This window comes from Streptomyces sp. NPDC031474 (assembly GCF_055581185.1).
In genome coordinates, this window is record NZ_JBVIJX010000014.1 from 140,720 (window position 1) to 158,933 (window position 18,214).

Here is an 18,214-nt window from a genome sequence, read left to right on the forward strand (position 1 = left end):
CTCACCGCCAGACGGACTTCAGCTGCCACGCCTGCATGTGGTCGAGGGTGGTGGTGCCGCCTTCGGCGAAGGCGTCGACGCCGGTGCTGGAGGGGTCGGGGAAGATCTGGTCGGTGAGGGTCACCTGTTCGCCGCGCGCGTTCTGGGCGTAGACCTCGACGGACGAGGCGTCGACGAGGACGTGCAGGCTCAGCCGCCCGCCGTGCAGCGCGAGGGGCGCGCGCTGGACGCCGGAGAAGGCGGGGTCGAAGTCGGTCGCGCCGGAGGCGGTGCGGTCGATGTAGACCTCGCCGGTGGCGGTGTCGTAGCCGATGCGGGTGCGCTGCCCGCCGCCGGTGCGGACGTCCAGGCCGAAGCGGTCGGCGGTGCCGGGGGTGACGTCGGCCTGGAGCTCCAGGCTGCTGCCGTGCACCGCGAGCGGGGCGGTGGTGTTCGCGAGGCGCGTGCTGGGCACCCGGGTGCCGGCGCCGCGCAGGCCGGTCAGTTCGCGGACCGGCTGCTGGATCAACCGGACCTCGCCGTTCACGGTCTGCAGGGAGAGCCGGCGGGGGAAGGAGTCGGCGCTGCGCCAGGGGCTGGTGGGGATGGCCTGCCCGTAGTTCCAGTTGTTCATCCAGGCGATCATGACGCGGCGGCCGCCGGGCGCGTCGGTCCACGTGTTGGCGGCGTAGAAGTCCGCGCCGTAGTCGAGCCAGTGGGCGCGCCGGGTGGTGTTCAGGGCCGGCTTGTCGGCGGTGGTGAACTGGTCGGCGAGGACATGTCCCCAGCCGCCGGAGTTGGCGTCCACGATCTGGATCCGGGCCGTTTTGCCCTTGTAGGCCATGGTGTTGAAGGAGGCCCAGTCGAGGTTCTCGGAGTCGTCTCCGGTGGCACTGCGGACGACCTTGCCGTCGACCAGCAGGTTGACGGCGGTCTCGGTGGAGGAGGGCTTCGCCTGGGTGTCGGAGAGGACGACCTGGTCGAGGTTGAGGTGGCCCCAGCCGCCCGTGTTGTCGTCCACGACCTTGATCCGGGCCTGCTTGCCCTGTAGGTCGGACAGGTCCCACGACGCCCAATTCAGGGCTTCGCCGTTGGACCCGGTGGCGGAGCGCACCACCTTGCCGTCCACGACGAGCTGCACCGCGGTGGGGGCGTCGGAGCTCGCGGGGTGGTAGCCGCCGCCGATGAGGAAGTCCAGATACTTCCTGTCGATGGTGAAGGCGGGGGAGGTGAGGGTTCCGATGGAGGCGTCGCCGTTCAGGAAGCTGTTGACCAGGCCGTTGCCGAGGTAGCCGGAGACCTGGCCCTGGTCGGGGAGGGTGCCCTGGGCCGGTCCGGCGCCGAAGGCGTCGCCGGTGGTGGTCCAGTCGCCGATGGGGCTGGTGTAGGTCCTGCCCTCGAAGTCTGCGAGGGTTTCACCGGTGGGCGCCGGCTGGTCGCCCAGGACGGAGCCGGGCCGGTGGGGGTGGTTGCCGCCGCCGACCTTGAAGTTGAGGTAGTCGCCGGTCACCGTGAACGCGGGCGAGGTCAGCGTGCCGGTGGGGGCGTCGCCGCCGTGGAAGCTGTTGGCGAAGGCCTGGCCCTCGAAGCCGGTGACGGTCTGCTGGCCGTCCACGGGCCCGGCCGCCGGCGCGCTGCCGAACGCGGTTCCGGTGGCCGTCCAGTCGCCGAACGAGCCGGACTCGAAACCCTGCATCACGGTCCCGCTCGGCGGGGTGTACGTGGCGCCGGAGTCGTCGGAGGTGAACTTCTCGCCGTCGAAGTCGCCGACGAAGTACTGGGCGCCGGAACCGCCCGCGATGCCGCCCGGGTTGAGGTTGACGGCCAGCACCCACTTCGTCTTCTTCGGATCGCCGTCGACCGGGAGCGGGAAGAGGTCCGGGCACTCCCACACCCCGCCGGTCGCGCCGGCCGGGCCGAAGTCGCTCTGGTGGGTCCAGTGCTTGAGGTCGGCCGAGCTGTAGAAGGAGATCTTGTGCTGGTCGGCGAGGGAGACCGCCATCAGCCAGCGTCGGGTGGGGGCGTACCAGAAGACCTTGGGGTCGCGGAAGTTGTTCGAGCCGATGTCGAGCACCGGGTTGTCGTGGTACTTGGTCCAGGTGGTGCCGCCGTCGGTGCTGTAGGCAAGGGCCTGCTGCTGCCTGCCGGAGGCCTTTTGCGCGCTGGTGTAGACGGCGACGAGCGGAGGGTTCTTCCTGGTCCCGAAGCCGGTGGTGTTGTCCCTGTCCAGCACCACGGCGCCGGAGAAGATCATCTCCTGGTCGTCCTGCGGGATGGCCACCGGGAGTTGCTTCCAGTGCACGAGGTCGGTGCTGACCGCGTGGCCCCAGGACATGTTGCCCCAGCTGTTGCCGGACGGGTTGTACTGGAAGAACAGGTGGTACTCGCCCTTGTAGAAGATGAGACCGTTGGGGTCGTTCATCCAGTTCTGGGCCGGGGTGAAGTGGAACTGGGGCCGATAGGTCTCGGAGTACGGAGGGGTGTCGGCGGCGACGGCCCGAGGGGCGAGCGGGGTCGCGGACAGGGCGCAGACGGTCGCCACCGCGGCGATCATCCGGGTGCGGGCATGCCGGGACACGCGTACAGAGCTCATGAGGCCTCCTGTGCTGCGGCCGTCCACGCGGCGGAGCGTGCGGTCCCGGCGCGGACGGACCGAAAGGTGACGTACTGGTCGGTGTCGTCGTCCACGCCACCGACCAGCGGTGTCATCGTTGACTTGTGTCATCGTTGACATCGAGTGGCCCGATGATGGGCGCAACCCGGCCGACGCGTCAACGGTTCGGGCGCGATTGGCATCTGCTGAAACTGCCGGGCGGGGAACCTCAGTTGACGAGTGCTTTCACCGGCCACGCCCGGGGGTGTTTCAGGACTTGTTCCGGCCGAGCCAGGTCCTGACCTTGGCGGGGTTCGCCTCGACCCACTTCTTCGCCGCTGCCTCCGGCGACATCTTGTCCAACGCGATGTACTTCGCCACCGTGTTCTGGTCGTCGTTGGTCCACTCGAAGTTCTTCACCAGGTCGTAGGCCGGACTGCCGGACTTCGCGAACCGGGTGCTGACGATCTTGTCCAGGTCGAACACCGGGTAGTCGCAGGCGACCTTCGCCGGATCGGCGTCACAGCCCGGCGTGTGCGGGGGCAGGGCGATCTTGACCAGCGGTACCTCCGAGAGGAACCACTGCGGCTCGTAGAAGTAGCCGATCACCCACTTCTTGTTCCGCTCGGCGTCCCGGAAGGCCTGGATGAGCGCGGTCTCGCTGCCCGCGTACACCACCTTGAAGTCCAGCTTCAGGTTCTTCACCAGCGCCTCGTCGTTGGTCTGGTACGACGGGTCGCCGTCGAGGAGCTGGCCCTTGCCGCCCGACTCGGAGGTCTTGAAACGGGACGCGTACGTGTTGAGGTTCTTCCAGTCCGTGATGTCCGGGTACTTCTTCACGATCCACGGCGGGAGGTACCAGCCGATGATTCCCCTGTTGCCGGTCTGACCGAGATCGACGGCGGTCTTCTGCTCGCTGATGTACTTCTTCCGCAGATCGTCGTGGCCCCAGTTCTCCAGGATGGCGTCGACCTCGCCCGTCTCGAATCCCTGCCAGCCGATCTCCGCCTTCAGGTCCTTCTTCTCCACTGTGCAGCCGAGTTCGTGCTCCGCGACGTAGCCGACGACCGCCGCGTCCGCCTCGTAGCCCACCCAGGGGTTGACCGCGAGGTTGAAGGTGCCGCACTGTCCGGAGCTGTTGTCCGCCGCGGCGGAGCCGCTGCCCACCTTCGCTCCGCCGCAGGCGGTCAGGGTGAGACCGAGTACGGCCATGCCCGCCGCACCGACGCGCCACCGGCTTGCCTGATTCGCCATGGTTGTGCTCCTTGTGGGTCGACGCGTCGCGCCGTTGCCTGAGTGATCGGATCGGGATCAAGCCATGTCGACAGCGCAGCGGAATCCCACGTTGCCGGTTGCCGAGTCCGGGACCAGGCCCTGCCTGGCGGCGACCCGGTAGCGGCGGCAGTAGGAGGCGTGGCACAGGTACGAGCCGCCCTTGGTGACCCGCCGCTGCTCGTCGCGCGACGGCGAGAACCGGTCCTCGCACCATTCCCAGACGTTGCCCGTGGCGTTGTACAGGCCGAAGCCGCCCGGCTCGTAGGCGTCGACGGGACAGGTGCCGTACCAGCCGTCGGCGGTCGGGTGCCGGTTCGGGAAGTCGCCCTGCCACACGTTCATCCGGGGGCGACCGCCCGGTTCGCGCTCGTCGCCCCAGGGGAACACCTTGCCGTGCAGTCCCCCTCGGGCGGCGCGCTCCCATTCGGCCTCGGTGGGCAGGCGCTTGCCGGCCCAGGCGCAGTAGGCGCGGGCGTCGTCGAAGTCGACATGGACGACCGGATGATCCGCCCGGTCCTGCCAGGTGGAGTGCGGTCCCTCGGGGCGGCGCCAGTCGGCGCCCTCGACCTGACGCCACCACGGAGCGCCCACCACCCCCCGGGTCGGCGGGAAGTCGTCCGGGAGCAGACCGGCGAAGACGAACGACCAGCCGGCCCGCTCGGCGGTCGAGCGATACCCGGTTTCGGCGGCGAAGCGCGCGAACTGCGCGTTGGAGACCGTGCAGGCGTCCATCCAGAAGCCGTCGACGTACACCGTTCGCACCGGGCCTTCCCGGTCGGCGGGGTAGGCGAGCGCGTCCTCGCTGCCCATGAGGAACTCGCCCGCGGGAACGGCCACCATGCCCTCGGTGGACGCCGGGCGGACACCGGCCCGCGGGGACGGCGGCCGGTCCGCCGCCCGGCCGCCAGACGGCGTGCAGCAGCTCACTGGGCCCCCATGACGCGCCGGTGCAGCCCGCCGTCGAACGCGGACGGTTCGGCGGCCGACGTGTCCAGGTCGATGCGCACGGTACGGACGGTTCCCGTGAACTCGTTGTCGAGGACGGGGTAGTCGTCGGTCACCGGCGTGCTCAGGTCCACTCCGACGTCGAGCGTCTCGTCGAACGAGAAGTAGTACGGGATGGTCTGCTCGACCCGTCCGGTGGCCTGCCGTTCGCCGTCCACCAGGAGCACGGCGGTCCCGCCCTTGCCGAGCCCTCCGCCGTCGTAGTCGAACTCCAGCCGCACCTCGTGCCGTCCCGGTGTCAGGGGCCGGTCGCCGCGCACGGTGTACAGGCTCATCCCGAAGTAGTTGTAGACGTAGGCCGGTCTTCCGTCGGTGACGTACAGGGACCAGCCGCCGAACCGGCCCCCCTGCGCGATGAGCACGCCCTGCGCGGTCGTCCGCGGCACGTCGATGTCGGCGGTGATGCTGTGCGAGCGGTTCTTGATGTTGGGCGTGGTCTCCTCCGTGAAGCGCCGCATTCCGCCGCCGTAGGTCACGGACGTCCGGTCGCCGAGCAGATCGATGCGTCCGGCCACGGCGGGGTTCTCCCGTTCGGTGACACGGTCGTCCAGCGGGAAGACCTGGTACTTGGCCGCTTCGATCAGGAACAGATCCTGCAGCCGGCGCAGTCTGTCGGGGTGTTCGGCGGCCAGGTCGTGGGCCTGACTCCAGTCCTTGTCCAAGTCGTAGAGCTCCCAGACGTCGTCGGCGAACGGCCGGTTCCCGTCCGGCACCATCTCCCACGGGATGCCGTGCCGGGTGACCGCCATCCACCCCTCGTGGTAGATGCCCCGGTTGCCGCACATCTCGAAGTACTGCGTGCGGTGGAACTCGGGCGCCCGGGGATCGGCCAGCGTGCGCCACATGCTCGTCCCCTCCAGGGGCTGCTGCGTCACCCCGTCGACGCTGAACGGCGCCGGGATCCCCGCACAGTCCAGGATCGTCGGCAGTACGTCGATCACATGCGAGAACTGGTGGCGCAGTCCGCCGCGTTCGAAGACCCCCCGCGGCCAGTGCAGGATCATGCCGTCCCGGGTGCCGCCGAAGTGCGAGGCGACCTGCTTGGTCCACTGGTAGGGGGTGTTGAGCGCCAGCGCCCATCCCGCCGGGGCGATCGGATAGCTGTACGGGCCGCCGATCTCGTCGAGGTGCTCGATCATCTCGTCCGGGTCGTCCACCACGCCGTGTCCGAGCCGGTGCTCGACGATCGTCCCTTCGATGCCGCCCTCGCCCGACGCGCCGTTGTCGCCGAGGATGTAGAGGATCAGGGTGTCGTCCAGCTCGCCGAGTTCGTCGAGCGCGTCGATGAACCTGCCGACCTGCGCGTCGGCGTGTTCGGTGAACCCGGCGAACGTCTCCATGAACCTGGCCGACAGCAGGCGCTGGTTGGCGGTGAGCTCGTCCCAGTGCGGAACGCCCTCCGCCCAGCTCGCGAGTTCCGCGTCCCGGGGCACGACGCCGAGTTCCTTCTGCCGCTCCAGGGTCAGTTCGCGCTGACGGTCCCAGCCGTGGTCGAAGCGGCCGCGGTACTTGTCCCTCCACTCCCGGCCCACGTGCAGGGGCGCGTGCGCGGCGCCGAGCGCGAGGTAGGTGAAGAACGGACGGCCCGGGGTCAGCGTGCGCTGGGTGCGGACCCAGTCGATGGCGTGGTCGACGAGGTCCTCGGAGAGGTGGTAGCCGTCCTCGGGCCGGCGATCCGGTTCGACCGGGGTCGTGCCCTGGTACAGCAACGGATACCAGTGGTTCATCTCGGCGCCCATGAACCCGTAGAACGTGTCGAACCCTTCCCCGGTCGGCCAGCGGTCGAACGGCCCCACCGCGCTGATCTCCCGCGGCGGGGTCTGGTGCCATTTGCCGAAGGCGGCCGTGCTGTAGCCGTTGCCTTGCAGGATCTGGGCCATGGTCGCCGCGCTGCGCGGCCGGAATCCGTTGTAGCCGGGGGCCGCGGTGGTCATCTCGGTGGTACCGCCCATGCCCACCGAGTGATGGTTGCGGCCGGTCAGCAGGGCCTGCCGGGTCGGCGAGCACAGGGCCGTCACATGGAAGCGGGTGTAGCGCAGCCCGTTCTCGGCGAGCCGCTGCGCGGTCGGCATCTCGCACGGGCCGCCGAACGAACTGGACGTACCGAACCCGAGGTCGTCGACCAGCAGGATCACCACGTTCGGGGCGCCCTCGGGGGGAGGGACCGGGCCGATGGGGGTGAAGGGGCTCTGCTGGTCGTGGACGTCCATCGCCGTGGTCGGCGGCCGGCTCGTGTCCGGCCGCGGGAGTATGTGTCGTCCGGCGTCGAACTCAGTCATGTATTTCTCCGATACGGTGCCCGTCCCACGGTGGCCGGCGGGGAAATGTCACACGTTCTTGGCAAGGCCGAATTGCCGGCGTAATGCGGCTGCACTTCAGCGGTCCGGGAAACCCCGTGCCTGCGGTGCGGTAAAGGTGTCAGTCACCGCTGACGCCGGTCAACAAGGCGCCTTGAATCCCCCGGAACCGGTTTTGAATGAAGGCGGTAGAAATTTTCTATGCCCGCTGGGGGTGCCGGTCTCCGGCGTGCCCGGCGTCCCGGCGTCAGTCCAGGGCGGGTGCGGCCGTGAGGTCCACGAACGCCTGGGCGGCGGGGGACAGCGGGCCCGACCGCCACACCAGCCGGCCGTGGCGCAGCAGCCGCGGACGGTTGGACAGCATGCGGGCCCCGCGCAGCGCGGCGTCCCGGGCCATGGAGGCGGGCAGCAGTGAGGCGCCCACGCCGGACAGGATCAGCGGCACGATCATCGCGCGGTGCGCGGTCTCCACCACGATCCGCGGCGCGACGCCCAGCGCGGTGCACACGTCGTCCACCGCCGCCCGGGTTTCGGTGCCCGGCGGGGTCACGATCAGGTCCAGTGCGGCCAGTTCGCGCGAGGTGATGGTGTCGCCCGGCGGATACGGGTGGTCCGGGGGCAGCACGATGTGCATCTCCTGCTCCGGCAGGTCGATACCGTGGAGCTCCGCCGTGGGCACCGAGGCGTCCACCAGGCCGAGTTCACACTGACCGGCCGCCACCATGTGCGCCACCGCAGGGCCCTGCTCCGGGTCGACCACGCGCACGGAGACCTTCGGATGCGCGCGATGGAAACGCCCCAGCAGGCCGGCGAGCGGATCGACCGAAAGGGTCGTCTGGGACACGATGTCGAGCCGGCCGCCGCTCAGCCCGAGGACTTCACAGACCAGGGAACGGGCCGTGGACAGGTCGCGCAGGACCTGCCGCGCCGGCTGGACCAGCGCCTCGCCCGCCGCGGTGAGTACGACGCCGTGCGGCAGGCGGTGAAACAGTTTTCCGCCGAATTCCCGCTCCAGGGTGCGGATCGCATGGGACAGCGAGGGCTGGGCGACATGAAGCGCAATGGCCGCGGCTGTGAATCCGCCGTGCTCGACCACGGCGATGAAGTATTCCAGCTGACGTCGTTCCATCGGGTCTCCGTAAAACTCGGCACACGCTGTCACCGGCCGATCGGAGAGCCGCGCGGCGCCGATTCGACCCGACGGACCGCACACACCTGCTCCGCCCGGTGGAAAGGCAAACCTTCCCGCGGCCGACATCCACAGCCCGAGTGAATCATCCGGCTTTCCGCTCGGCGGCGGTGGTGAGTCTCGTACGGTCGGCGTCATGCTGAGGTTGGGGAAGGCGCCGGACCTGCTCGGAGTCCGGACGAGTGGCTGCCGTTGGACCAGGGCCGCCCAGGGTGGTGGGCGGGCGAGCGCCGGGCGGTGCGGATGATGTCGATCGGACCGTCCGTCGGCTGCTGGGTGCTGACGGTCTCCCTGCTGATCCGGGTCGGGGGCGCGTGCGGACGGGTACGGACACGGCTGCTGCTGTTGGCGGGTTCCGCGGCCGCCGGCGGGGTCTACCGGGGCGCGATCGCCGTCCTGTCGGATCGACCGGCACCGGGGCTGGACTCACGAAGCCTGGTCGGTCTGGCGGTGGTCACCGGAGTGACGGTCGCCGTCGGGTTGGGGATGGCCGGTCTGGTGGTCGCGGCCGATGCCGGCACCGGTAGGCACGCGTGGCTGCGGCGCCTGCTGGACGGGACCGTCACGACCGGGGCCGTGTTCCTTTCGGGATGGGTGCTCCTGGGGAGGGCCGGTGACGGCTGGCGGCCCGAGACGGGGATGGTGGGCGTCCTGTGGACTGCGGAAGTCGTGTTCCTCAGTTTTCTGCTCGCCCTGCGCCGCCTCGTACGGAGCGACCAGCAGGCCACGGTGTGGGTGACGATCGTCGGACTGTCCCTCATGCTGATCGGCGACACCGTGCGACTGTGGATGGTCGGACCGCACGGCCCCGAGGGGACGTCCCTGCTGGCAGACGGCTGCGACACCGCAGGACTGCTGATCGTCGCAGTCGCCGCCTGGGTGCCCGGCGGGGCGAGCGTCCTGGGCGCCGGCCGGCCGGCGCTGCGGTCCGGGATGGAAGGCGCCGCGGCGTTCATTCCCCTGACCGTGTGCACGGTGACGGCGCTGGGATACGCGTTGGCGCCTCTTGCCAGCGACCCCGTGCCGCTGTGGGTCGGCGGGACGGCGCTGCTCGGCCTCTGGGCACGCCAGACGTTCCTGCCGAGCAGGAACGCCGGAGAGGACGAGTGAGACAACCGGCCGGACCGGCAGGCCGGCGGCGTGGACGTGACCCGGACGTACGGTCACTCCATCGTCAGGCCGCCGTGGATGTCGCGGACCTGCACCACGTTCGGTCCGCCACGTTGTCCGGGCGCTTAGGGCCTGTCCGGCGGATCAAGTCGCAGGAGGGCGTGCCATCCCCCGCGTCTGCGGCATGATCCGCCGGACAGGCCCTAGCCCGCCGACGAGCAGCCGGCTGTACACGCTGTCCAGGCCGAGCGGGCCCCCGCCGTGGTGCGGCTTCTCCGTCATGTCGGCTTCCCCTTCACCGGGTTGGCGAGCGCGACGCCGGCCAGGACCGTGTTGGTGGCCGAGATCAGCGTGGTCAGCGCCGCGGTACGCGGCGCGACCCGGCCGCTCAGACCCAGCGTGGCCGCCGTCGCGGTGTCACTGCCGTGGATCAGGACGCCGTCGCGCAGGCTCTCCCGCAACCGCTCGTCGCGGTGGGTCAGCAGATCGAGGCCGAGCAGGATCGTACGGATCCCGAGCCGGAACGCGTACACGGCCGCCGGACTGGGCGGCTCACGGTCGGGGTCGAGGCGCCGGATGAGCAGTTCGGGTGCGAGCAGTCCGGCGGCCCCGTTGACGATGCGGATGCCGGCGAACGCGTACACCGGGACAGCCCGAGCGACGGCTTTACCGGGAGTCTTGCAGAAAGCCCCGGCGTGAACGACTCCGTTGGGGAATGTGCCATCGACAAGACGAACGACACGGCACTGCTCGAATCACGCCTTTCCCAACGGAGTCGTTCACGCCGGGGATGAATGCATCTCAAGGCTGCTCTGACGTGCACCTTAGTGGTCGGCTCCGGAAGTCCTTCGGGGGTTGACGGGAGGTTCGTCAGGCGCGCACCCGGGATGGTGGTAGGGATTGCCCCAGGGCGGATGCACCTGCTGACCGGGCTGTAGGCGGGTGCGGTCGTACGTAGCGTCGGCGACATGAATTCCCCATACCCAGAACGCAGTTCACGTTCCGCGTTTCGTTGGCTGAGCACCGGGATGGTCCTGGCCGGCCTGGCCGCTACGACGGTGACGGCCGGAGCCGCCTCGGCGGGGGCGGTGCCCCGAAGCGATCGCGGAGGGTTGGTATCCGCTCAGCGGGTGAGCACGCCGGCAGACACCGCACCGGCCACGGCCACCGCACACACGCGGTCCTTCCAAGGCACGCTCCCCGCGCCGATCGGCCCCTACGCCGCCGGCGAGGACGTCATCCACCTCACCGACGCGAGCCGTCCCGACCCGTGGGTGCCGTCATCCGGCCCCCGCCAACTGACCGTCACGATGGTCTACCCGGCCGTCCCCGGGACCGGGACTCCGGCCCCTTATATGACCCTCGCCGAGGCAGCCGGATCCCTCCAGCGCCGGAAGTTGCCGGCGAGCTCCGGCGTCACCCCGCAGAACCTTTCCAGCGTCACCACTCACGCCTTCGACGGCGCGCGGCCGCAGAGGGGCAAGTATCCGCTGGCGGTCCTCTCACCCGCGTACGAGGACCCGCGCATGGTGCTCACCTCACTCGCGACCGACCTGGCCAGTCACGGCTACGTCGTCGCGCTCGTCGGCCACACCTACGAGGACAGCGGCGAGACGCTGGCGAACGGCCAGACGCCGCCGTGCGCGATCTGCGATGACCCGGCGCTCGACTTCGACTCCGTCGCCGCCAGCCGCGCACTGGACGTGTCCTTCGTGATCGACCAGTTGACGCATGGCAATACCGCGTGGCGCCTGGCACACCTCATCGACAAGCACGAGATCGGCATGGCCGGACACTCCCTCGGCGGAGCGGCGGCGGCCGCCACGATGATCGCCGACCCGCGAGTACGGGCCGGAGTGAACATGGACGGCGCCTTCCACCCGGCCCCGATGCCCGGCCAGATCAACCGGCCGTTCCTCATGCTGGGTGCGGCCGACAACCACCCGGTCGGCGGCCACGACACCACGTGGGGGCAGACCTGGGCCGCCCTCGGCGGCTACAAGAAGTGGCTGACGGTCGCCGGCGCCGACCACTTCAGCTTCAGCGACCTGGACCTGCTTCTGGAGGAGGCCGGGTTCCCGACGCCGCCCCTCTCCCCGGAACGCGGGGTGATGATCACCCGCGAGTACGTGACAGCGTTCTTCGACCAGACGCTGAAGAGGATCCACAGTCCGCTGCTGGACGGCCCCTCGCCGAACAATCCGGAAGTACTCTTCCAGAACTAGTGTGGTGCGCCGAAATCAGCGGGAGCTGTCGCGCAAGGCCAAGGGATCGAAGAACCGGGCCAAGGCCCGTATCAAGGTCGCACGCCAGCACGCCAAGGTGACGGACCGGCGCCGGGACTTCCACCACAAGGCATCCACACAGATCATTCGCGACAACCAAGCGGTGTACGTGGAAAGCCTCGCGGTGTCCGGTCTCGGGCGTACCCGGCTCGCCAAGTCCGTGCACGATGCGGGATGGTCCGCGTTCGTCGGCATGCTGGAGTACAAGGCGGCTCTGCACGGCCGCACCTTCGCCAAGGTGGACCGCGCCTTCCCGTCCTCTCAGGTCTGCTCGGCCTGCGGATTCAGGGACGGCCCCAAGCCCCTGCACGTCCGGGAATGGACGTGCAGCGTATGCGGCACCGTGCACGACCGCGACCACAACGCAGCACGCAACGTCCTCTTCGAAGGACGCCGAATCGTCGCCACCGGACGGGTGGAGACGCCAAACGCCTGTGGAGCGCCGGTAAGACGGGCACACGTGCCCGCACAGCGCGTTGAAGCAGGAAGCCCCCGGAAGGGACAGACGACTCAGGCCGGAATCCCTGGACTTTAGGCCAGGGAGCACGTCAAGGGAGGCCATCACGTCTCCTGACGGTGCGGTGATTCATGCGGTGACGGGTGACTGTCGCCACACCCCCCGCCGGGGGAGACAAACACCCCGGAAAAACTGCGATTAACACACTATGGAAACCAGGGTTCTCCTGCACCTCGAGCCCCGGGACTTCACCGCGAGCCCCGGAGCCCGCGTGGACCGCCGCCCCCTGCGCCGCTCAGGTCAGCGCCTCCTGAAGCGCCTCCTGCGGCGCGGGGACGGGAAGCTCGCCCGAGCCTCGGACGATCAGACGGGTGGGGACGGTGAGGGTACGGGCGCGGGAGCGGTCGCCGTCGAGCCGGGTCAGCGCGGTCGTCGCGGCGGCCCTGCCGAGTGCCTCCGCGTCCTGGGCGACGACCGTCAGAGCCGGCTCGAGCGCCTCGGCGAGCGACACGTCGTCGAAGGAGACGAGCGCCACGTGCTTGCGCCTGCTGCGGGCCAGTTCGGCGACTATGCCCAGCGCCATGATGTTGTTCCCGGCGAACAGGGCGGTCGGCGGATCGGCCAGGCCGAGGAGTTGGGCGGTCGCGGTCTCGGCGCCCTGCTGGTCGTGGGCGTTGGTGACGAGCGAGCGGTCGTAGGGGATGTCGGCCTCCTGGAGCGCCGAGCGGTAGCCGGCCAGCCGCTCCCGGCGGGTGTACAGCTTCGGGGGCAGATCACCGACGAAGCCGATGCGCCGGTGTCCGTGCGCGACGAGATGGGCGACGCCGTCGTGGGCTCCGGCACGGTTGGAGCTGACGATGCTGTCCGTGACGAGACCGACCCCGGGTCGGTCGAGGAAGATCACGGGAAGTCCCGCCGTACGGTGGGGCTTCAGGTGGGAGTGGTCGGCGCCGACGGACGGGACGACCATCAGCATGCTGACGCGGCGGGCGAGGAACTTGTCCGTCAGGGCGCGTTCACGTGCCGGGTCGTCCGCCGAGGAGCCCATCAGCAGGGTCAGTCCGCGTTCGCGGACGGTGTCCTCGATGGCGCGGGCCACGGCCCCGAAGAAGGGGTTGGCGAGGTCGGGAATGACCAGGCCGATGGTGGTGTCCGGGCCGCCGACGCGGATGTTGCGGGCCATGAGGTTCGGCTGGAAGCCGAGCTTGGCCACTGCGGCCAGCACCTGTTCCCTCGTCTGCGCGGAGGCGGGTCCGTCCTCGTTGAGGACTCGGGACACCGTCTTGGCGCTGACGCCGACTTCGCGGGCGACGTCGGCCAGGGTAGGGCGGCGGTTCGCTGCCATGGAGGAAACCGTCTCCTGAGGGCTCTCGGTTCCGGCCGCGGCCTCGGCCGGAAACTGCGAGAGTCGGGTTGTGCTGTCAGGTGGCCTGGACTCCGGCGGCCTTCGCGGCCTCCGAATCCGCTACGACAGTATCTCCGGCCTCGTCGATGCTGAGCGCCCCGGTCATGATGGCGACCACCTCGGCCATGGAGTAGTCGGACGGCTTGATCAGGGCGGCGCGCCGGCCCAGCCGGTGGACGTGGATCCGGTCGGCGATCTCGAAGACATGGGGCATGTTGTGGCTGATCAGCACGACCGGCATGCCCTGGTCGCGGACGCGGCGGATGAGGTCCAGCACCTGGCCGGACTCCTTCACGCCGAGGGCGGCGGTCGGTTCGTCCATGACGACGACGCTGCGGGCCCATGCGACGGAGCGGGCGACCGCGACGGCCTGGCGCTGTCCGCCGGAGAGCGTCTCCACCGACTGCGTCAGCGAGCGCAGCCCGATCTTCAGGTCGGCCATGTGCTCGGCGGCCTCCTGACGCATGCGCTTCTTGTCCAGCATGCGGAAGACACTGCCGAGGACGCCCGGCCGGCGCAGCTCGCGCCCGAGGAACACGTTGGAGGCGATGTCCATGGAGGCGGCCACGGCGAGGTCCTGATACACCGTCTCGATGCCGTGGGCGCGGGCGCTCTGCGGACCGGAGAAGGTGATGGGCTCGCCGTTGAGCCGGATCTCGCCGGCGTCCGGGACCACCGCGCCGGTGAGCGCCTTGATCAGGCTGGTCTTGCCGGCGCCGTTGTCGCCGATGACGGCGAGGACCTCGCCGGGCAGCAGGTCGAAGTCGGCGCCGTCGATGGCGGTGACGTGACCGTAGCGCTTGACCAGACCGCGGGCCTGCAGCACGGGCGTGGGGGAGGAGGTGGCGGTCATCGGGCCTTCTTCCGGGAGATCTGGTCGACGGTCACCGCGAGGATCACCAGGACGCCGGTGATCAGGGTCTGGTAGATGGAGGCGACGCCCATCAACTGCAGGCCGTTGCGGAACACGCCGACGATGAGGACGCCGATGAAGGTGCCCAGGACCGAGCCGCGGCCGCCGAAGAGGCTGGTGCCGCCGAGGACCACCGCGGTGATGCTGTCGAGGTTGTCGGTCTGCCCGGCCTGCGGGTCGCCGACTCCGGTGCGGGAGATGAGCAGCAGGGCGGCGATGCCGTACAGCAGTCCGGCCACGGTGTAGATGCCGATGGTGAGGCGGGAGGTGCGGATGCCGTTGAGGCGGGCGGCCTCGGCGCTGTTGCCCAGGGCGTAGACGTGCCGGCCCCAGCCGGTGCTGCTGAGGGTGTAGGCGAGGAGGAGGAACAGGGCGATGGTGACCAGGGAGCCGTAGGTGATGTCCGTGTGGCCCAGCGGGAAGGTCTCCCCGAGGGCCGTCAGCGGGCCGGGCAGGCTGGTGACCGTCTGCTCCGCGGAGTAGATGTGGGTCAGCGCGAACGCCACGTTGAGCATGCCGAGGGTGACGATGAACGGCGGCAGCGGGATCTTCTGCACCAGCAGCCCGTTGAGCAGTCCGAAGCCGCCGCAGACGGCGATGCCCAGGGCGATGGCGAGCAGCGGGGGCAGGGAGCCCTCGGCGGCCATCTTGGCGATCACGATGCTGCCGAAGGCCATCACGGCGCCGCACGACAGGTCGATGCCCGCGGTGAGGATGATCAGGGTCTGTCCGATGGCGAGGGTGCCCACGACCATGACCTGCTGCACGATCAGCGAGAAGTTCCCGCCGGTCAGGAACTGGTCGGAGGAGAAGGAGAAGAAGGCGCAGGCCAGGAGGAGGGCGACCAGGGGGCCGGTGGTCGGCGCGGTCAGCAGTCTGCGGGCCGTGGACGGCGCTTTGAGCTCGGCATAGGGCGAGGACGTGCTCGGGGGCGTGGTCGTGGCTGTCATGCGAAGTCCTTGTCGGAAGACAAGGGGGCGGCCGGCCCCGGGTCGGGGAGAAGTCGGGGCGGCCGCCCCGCTGAGAGGGAGAGACGTTTCGTACGGTCCTTGGGGGCGTCCAAGGCGGTCGGGCGGCGGTTCGGCAGCGCCCTGTAGGGGTGCGGGGCTGTGCCGAACATGCGGCTCCGCCGCGCGGGCGCGACCGGCCACGACGGCGCCGCGGAAGAACGACGGCATGTCGCGGCACATCCCGCCGAGCGCCCGGGGCGAAACACGCCCTGGGCCTGTCCGGCGGATCAGGTCGCAGGAAACGGGCGGTGCCTCATCGACGCTGGCGAGTGGGGCTTGGTGCGTGCAGCTGCAAGGCGGAGGAGGGCGTCGACGCGGAGCGTCGGCAACCGACGACAACGCCGCAGATGTGCGTGCCAAGCCCCACGTCTGCGGCATGATCCGCCGGACAGGCCCTAGCCCCAGCAGTTCTCCAGGCCGAAGGCGGTGTCCTTCGACGTGACCCCGGCCTGCGCCTTGTCGGTGATCAGCGTGACGCCGGTGTCGGTGTAACCGGACGCCTTTTTGCCGCTCTTGGCGTACGTCACGACGGCGTTGACGCCCTCGGCGGCCATCTTCAGGGGATACTGCTGCGAGGTCGCCGCGATCTTGCCGTCCTTGACGGCCTGGGTGCCGGTGCAGCCGCCGTCGACGGAGACGATCAGCACGTCCTTCTCCCGGCCCTTGGCCTTCAGCGCGGTGTACGCGCCCAGCGCGGCCGGCTCGTTGATGGTGTAGACGACGTTGATGTCGGGCGACTTCTGAAGACAGTTCTCCATCGCGGTCTGACCCTTGGCCTGGTCACCGCCGGTGTCCTGGGCGCAGACGACGTCCTTGTCGGTGGCGCCGAAGCCCTTCAGGAAACCGTCGTGCCGCTGGACGCCCACGGAGACGCCCGGCGCCAGGTCGAGAGCGGCTATCTTCGCCGTCTTGCCCTTCATGGCGGCCTTGGCGTACTCGCCGATCAGCTCGCCGGCCTTGAGGTTGTCGGTGGCGAAGAGGGCGTCGACCGCGCTCTGCGGCTCGGTCGGCGTGTCCAGGGCGATGACCAGGACACCCTTGGCCTTCGCCTTCTCGATCGCGGGCACGATCGCCTTGGAGTCGCTGGGGGTGATCAGGATGCCCTTCACCCCGGCGGCGACCATGTTCTCGATGGCGGTGACCTGCCCGGCGTTGTCGCCGTCGAACTTGCCTGCCGCGGTGGAGAGTTGGACGCCGTTCTCCTTGGCGGCCTTCTCCGCGCCCTCCTTCATCTTCACGAAGAACGGGTTGGTGTCGGTCTTGGTGATCAGACCGACCTTGACCTCGCCCGAGCCGGTGCTCGAGGAGCCCGAACCGGAGCCGGACCCGCAGGCCGTCAGGGTGAGTGCCGCGACGCCCGTGACCGCTGCGGCTCTGAGGAGGGAGGAGGACAGGCGAGTGGTGCGAGACATGATCGACTCCTGTGGGATAGCGGGCGGCACGGGGTTGGGATCAGAGCGTTGCCGCCCCGGGGTGTCATCGTTGACTTATGTCATCGTTGACACTGCCTGGCGAGGATGATGGACTCCGGATCCCGGCAACGTCAATGCCTTCCACTCGTCACAAATCGGCAACGTCCGTAGCCACCGACTCCGCGCGGCCGGTCACCGCCGGTGTCGCCGCGCCGCCCTGTTGTCCGGCCCATCCGGTCCATCCGTCCATCCGGTGCACCCGGTCCGTTCCGAGCCTTCCGAGCCCTTCCGAGAGGGAGCAGCACATGAGCCCGCGTCAGATCACCGTCCTGGGAGAGTGCGTCGCGGACGCCTTCACCGAACCGGCGGACGCCTCCAATGAACTCGCCCTGAGGGTGCTGCCGGGCGGCGGACCTGCGAACACGGCGGTGTCCCTGGCCCGGCTCGGCACGCCGGCCCGCTTCCTCGCGCGCCTGTCCGGCGACGTCTTCGGCCGCCTGTTCCGGGCCCACCTGGACGCGTCCGGCGTCGACCTGTCGTACGCCGTCGCCGCCGCCGAGCCCAGCACACTGGCCGTGGCGGAGCTGGACGCCGACGGGCAGGCCCAGTTCTCGTTCCACGCGCAGAACACGGCCGACTGGCAGTGGACGGCCGAGGAACTGGCGCGGGTGGATCTGTCCGAATCGGCCTGTGTGCACACCGGTTCCCTGGCGCTGGTCCGCGAGCCCGGCGGGCCGGTGGTGGAGGAGTTCCTGGCGGCAGCGGCTCCGGGGGCCACCGTCAGCATCGATCCCAACGTCCGGCCGCTGCTGGTGCGCCCCGAGGTCTACCGCGCCCGGCTGGCGCGCTGGTGCGCTCTCGCCGACATCCTGCGGCTGAGCGAGGACGACCTGGCGCTGCTGCTGCCGGGCGTCTCGCCCGAGGAGGCGTGCGACAGCTGGCACGCGGCCGGGGCGCGGCTCGTCGTGATCACGCGGGGCGCCGACGGCGCCCTGGCCTCGCTCGACGGCGAACGGGTGCAGGTGCCCGCGGTGGCCACCCGGGTCGTCGACACGGTCGGCGCGGGCGACTCCTTCACCGCCGGACTGCTGCACCGCCTCGGCGCCCGCGGACTCCTCGGCGGGCGGCTGACGGAAGTGCGCCTCGACGACGTCGCGGAAGCCTGCCGGTTCGGCGCCCGGGTCGCGGCCCTGACCTGCTCCGTCGCCGGCCCCAACCCGCCGTGGCGCGACCAGCTGGAGGAGCTCACGATCGCCGGCGGCGTCTGACGGGGCGGGCGGTTCG

General features: G+C 70.0%; 13 protein-coding genes and 1 pseudogene. 4 read left to right on the top strand and 10 right to left on the bottom strand.

The genetic code is table 11. The features are described 5' to 3' along the window. Position 1: 1 nt before the first annotated feature. The 5 genes from ACZ5SK_RS29300 to ACZ5SK_RS29320 all read right to left on the bottom strand — a co-directional run bounded on the left by ACZ5SK_RS29300 (position 2) and on the right by ACZ5SK_RS29320 (position 8,278). The gene (locus ACZ5SK_RS29300; protein WP_468415396.1) at positions 2-2,572 is read right to left on the bottom strand and encodes a GH32 C-terminal domain-containing protein; all 2,571 of its coding nucleotides are present in this window, start codon (positions 2,570-2,572) and stop codon (positions 2-4) included. Between the two features lie 270 nt (positions 2,573-2,842). Further along, positions 2,843-3,826 carry an ABC transporter substrate-binding protein gene (locus ACZ5SK_RS29305; RefSeq protein WP_334580352.1) on the bottom strand — a complete coding sequence of 328 codons (984 nt, stop codon included), beginning with the start codon at positions 3,824-3,826 and terminating at the stop codon, positions 2,843-2,845. 57 nt (positions 3,827-3,883) lie between these two features. Then, entirely contained in the window at positions 3,884-4,687 is an 804-nt protein-coding gene (locus ACZ5SK_RS29310; protein ID WP_334581370.1) for a formylglycine-generating enzyme family protein, read from the bottom strand. An 83-nt stretch (positions 4,688-4,770) separates the two neighbouring features. Then, on the bottom strand, positions 4,771-7,131 hold the full coding sequence (locus ACZ5SK_RS29315) for an arylsulfatase (RefSeq protein WP_334580353.1): 2,361 nt from the start codon (positions 7,129-7,131) through the stop codon (positions 4,771-4,773). 265 nt (positions 7,132-7,396) lie between these two features. Continuing rightward, on the bottom strand, positions 7,397-8,278 hold the full coding sequence (locus ACZ5SK_RS29320; protein WP_334580355.1) for a LysR family transcriptional regulator: 882 nt from the start codon (positions 8,276-8,278) through the stop codon (positions 7,397-7,399). Between the two features lie 306 nt (positions 8,279-8,584). Here ACZ5SK_RS29320 and ACZ5SK_RS29325 point away from each other — a divergent pair, with 306 nt between their 5' ends. Then, on the top strand, positions 8,585-9,448 hold the full coding sequence (locus ACZ5SK_RS29325; protein ID WP_334580356.1) for a hypothetical protein: 864 nt from the start codon (positions 8,585-8,587) through the stop codon (positions 9,446-9,448). A gap of 278 nt (positions 9,449-9,726) precedes the next feature. Here the strand turns inward: ACZ5SK_RS29325 and ACZ5SK_RS29330 are convergent, their stop codons facing one another. Beyond that, positions 9,727-10,092, bottom strand: coding sequence for a hypothetical protein (locus ACZ5SK_RS29330; protein WP_334580357.1), 366 nt, complete (start codon positions 10,090-10,092; stop codon positions 9,727-9,729). Positions 10,093-10,578: 486 nt separating this feature from the next. Between ACZ5SK_RS29330 and ACZ5SK_RS29335 the strand changes: the two genes are divergently transcribed. Together ACZ5SK_RS29335 and ACZ5SK_RS29340 are read left to right on the top strand one after the other, a co-directional pair. Next, positions 10,579-11,673 carry an alpha/beta hydrolase family protein gene (locus ACZ5SK_RS29335; protein ID WP_334580358.1) on the top strand — a complete coding sequence of 365 codons (1,095 nt, stop codon included), beginning with the start codon at positions 10,579-10,581 and terminating at the stop codon, positions 11,671-11,673. Positions 11,674-11,677: 4 nt separating this feature from the next. Then, positions 11,678-12,268 (top strand): annotated as a pseudogene (locus tag ACZ5SK_RS29340) (RNA-guided endonuclease TnpB family protein); the annotation flags it as partial. A gap of 217 nt (positions 12,269-12,485) precedes the next feature. Here the strand turns inward: ACZ5SK_RS29340 and ACZ5SK_RS29345 are convergent. From ACZ5SK_RS29345 to ACZ5SK_RS29360, 4 genes are all read right to left on the bottom strand, one after another. Beyond that, the gene (locus ACZ5SK_RS29345; protein ID WP_468576701.1) at positions 12,486-13,535 is read right to left on the bottom strand and encodes a LacI family DNA-binding transcriptional regulator; all 1,050 of its coding nucleotides are present in this window, start codon (positions 13,533-13,535) and stop codon (positions 12,486-12,488) included. 76 nt (positions 13,536-13,611) lie between these two features. Continuing rightward, entirely contained in the window at positions 13,612-14,448 is an 837-nt protein-coding gene (locus tag ACZ5SK_RS29350) for an ATP-binding cassette domain-containing protein (RefSeq protein WP_079662531.1), read from the bottom strand. Continuing rightward, positions 14,445-15,458: an ABC transporter permease gene (locus ACZ5SK_RS29355; RefSeq protein WP_361703343.1), complete on the bottom strand. Its 1,014-nt coding sequence runs from the start codon at positions 15,456-15,458 to the stop codon at positions 14,445-14,447. The genes ACZ5SK_RS29350 and ACZ5SK_RS29355 overlap by 4 nt, the downstream gene beginning before the upstream one ends. Before the next feature lie 455 nt (positions 15,459-15,913). Continuing rightward, the gene (locus ACZ5SK_RS29360) at positions 15,914-16,930 is read right to left on the bottom strand and encodes a substrate-binding domain-containing protein (RefSeq protein ID WP_468576702.1); all 1,017 of its coding nucleotides are present in this window, start codon (positions 16,928-16,930) and stop codon (positions 15,914-15,916) included. A gap of 305 nt (positions 16,931-17,235) precedes the next feature. Here ACZ5SK_RS29360 and ACZ5SK_RS29365 point away from each other — a divergent pair, with 305 nt between their 5' ends. After that, on the top strand, positions 17,236-18,198 hold the full coding sequence (locus ACZ5SK_RS29365) for a carbohydrate kinase family protein (RefSeq protein WP_334580363.1): 963 nt from the start codon (positions 17,236-17,238) through the stop codon (positions 18,196-18,198). The last annotated feature ends 16 nt before the right edge of the window (positions 18,199-18,214 follow it).

Coding starts and splice junctions, on each gene's coding strand:
- ACZ5SK_RS29325 (WP_334580356.1), top strand. CDS start 8,585: ATGTCGATCGGACCGTCCGTCGGCTGCTGGGTGCTGACGGTCTCCCTG.
- ACZ5SK_RS29300 (WP_468415396.1), bottom strand. CDS start 2,572: ATGAGCTCTGTACGCGTGTCCCGGCATGCCCGCACCCGGATGATCGCC.
- ACZ5SK_RS29360 (WP_468576702.1), bottom strand. CDS start 16,930: ATGTCTCGCACCACTCGCCTGTCCTCCTCCCTCCTCAGAGCCGCAGCG.
- ACZ5SK_RS29345 (WP_468576701.1), bottom strand. CDS start 13,535: ATGGCAGCGAACCGCCGCCCTACCCTGGCCGACGTCGCCCGCGAAGTC.
- ACZ5SK_RS29315 (WP_334580353.1), bottom strand. CDS start 7,131: ATGACTGAGTTCGACGCCGGACGACACATACTCCCGCGGCCGGACACG.
- ACZ5SK_RS29305 (WP_334580352.1), bottom strand. CDS start 3,826: ATGGCGAATCAGGCAAGCCGGTGGCGCGTCGGTGCGGCGGGCATGGCC.
- ACZ5SK_RS29350 (WP_079662531.1), bottom strand. CDS start 14,448: ATGACCGCCACCTCCTCCCCCACGCCCGTGCTGCAGGCCCGCGGTCTG.
- ACZ5SK_RS29365 (WP_334580363.1), top strand. CDS start 17,236: ATGAGCCCGCGTCAGATCACCGTCCTGGGAGAGTGCGTCGCGGACGCC.
- ACZ5SK_RS29310 (WP_334581370.1), bottom strand. CDS start 4,687: ATGGTGGCCGTTCCCGCGGGCGAGTTCCTCATGGGCAGCGAGGACGCG.
- ACZ5SK_RS29320 (WP_334580355.1), bottom strand. CDS start 8,278: ATGGAACGACGTCAGCTGGAATACTTCATCGCCGTGGTCGAGCACGGC.
- ACZ5SK_RS29355 (WP_361703343.1), bottom strand. CDS start 15,458: ATGACAGCCACGACCACGCCCCCGAGCACGTCCTCGCCCTATGCCGAG.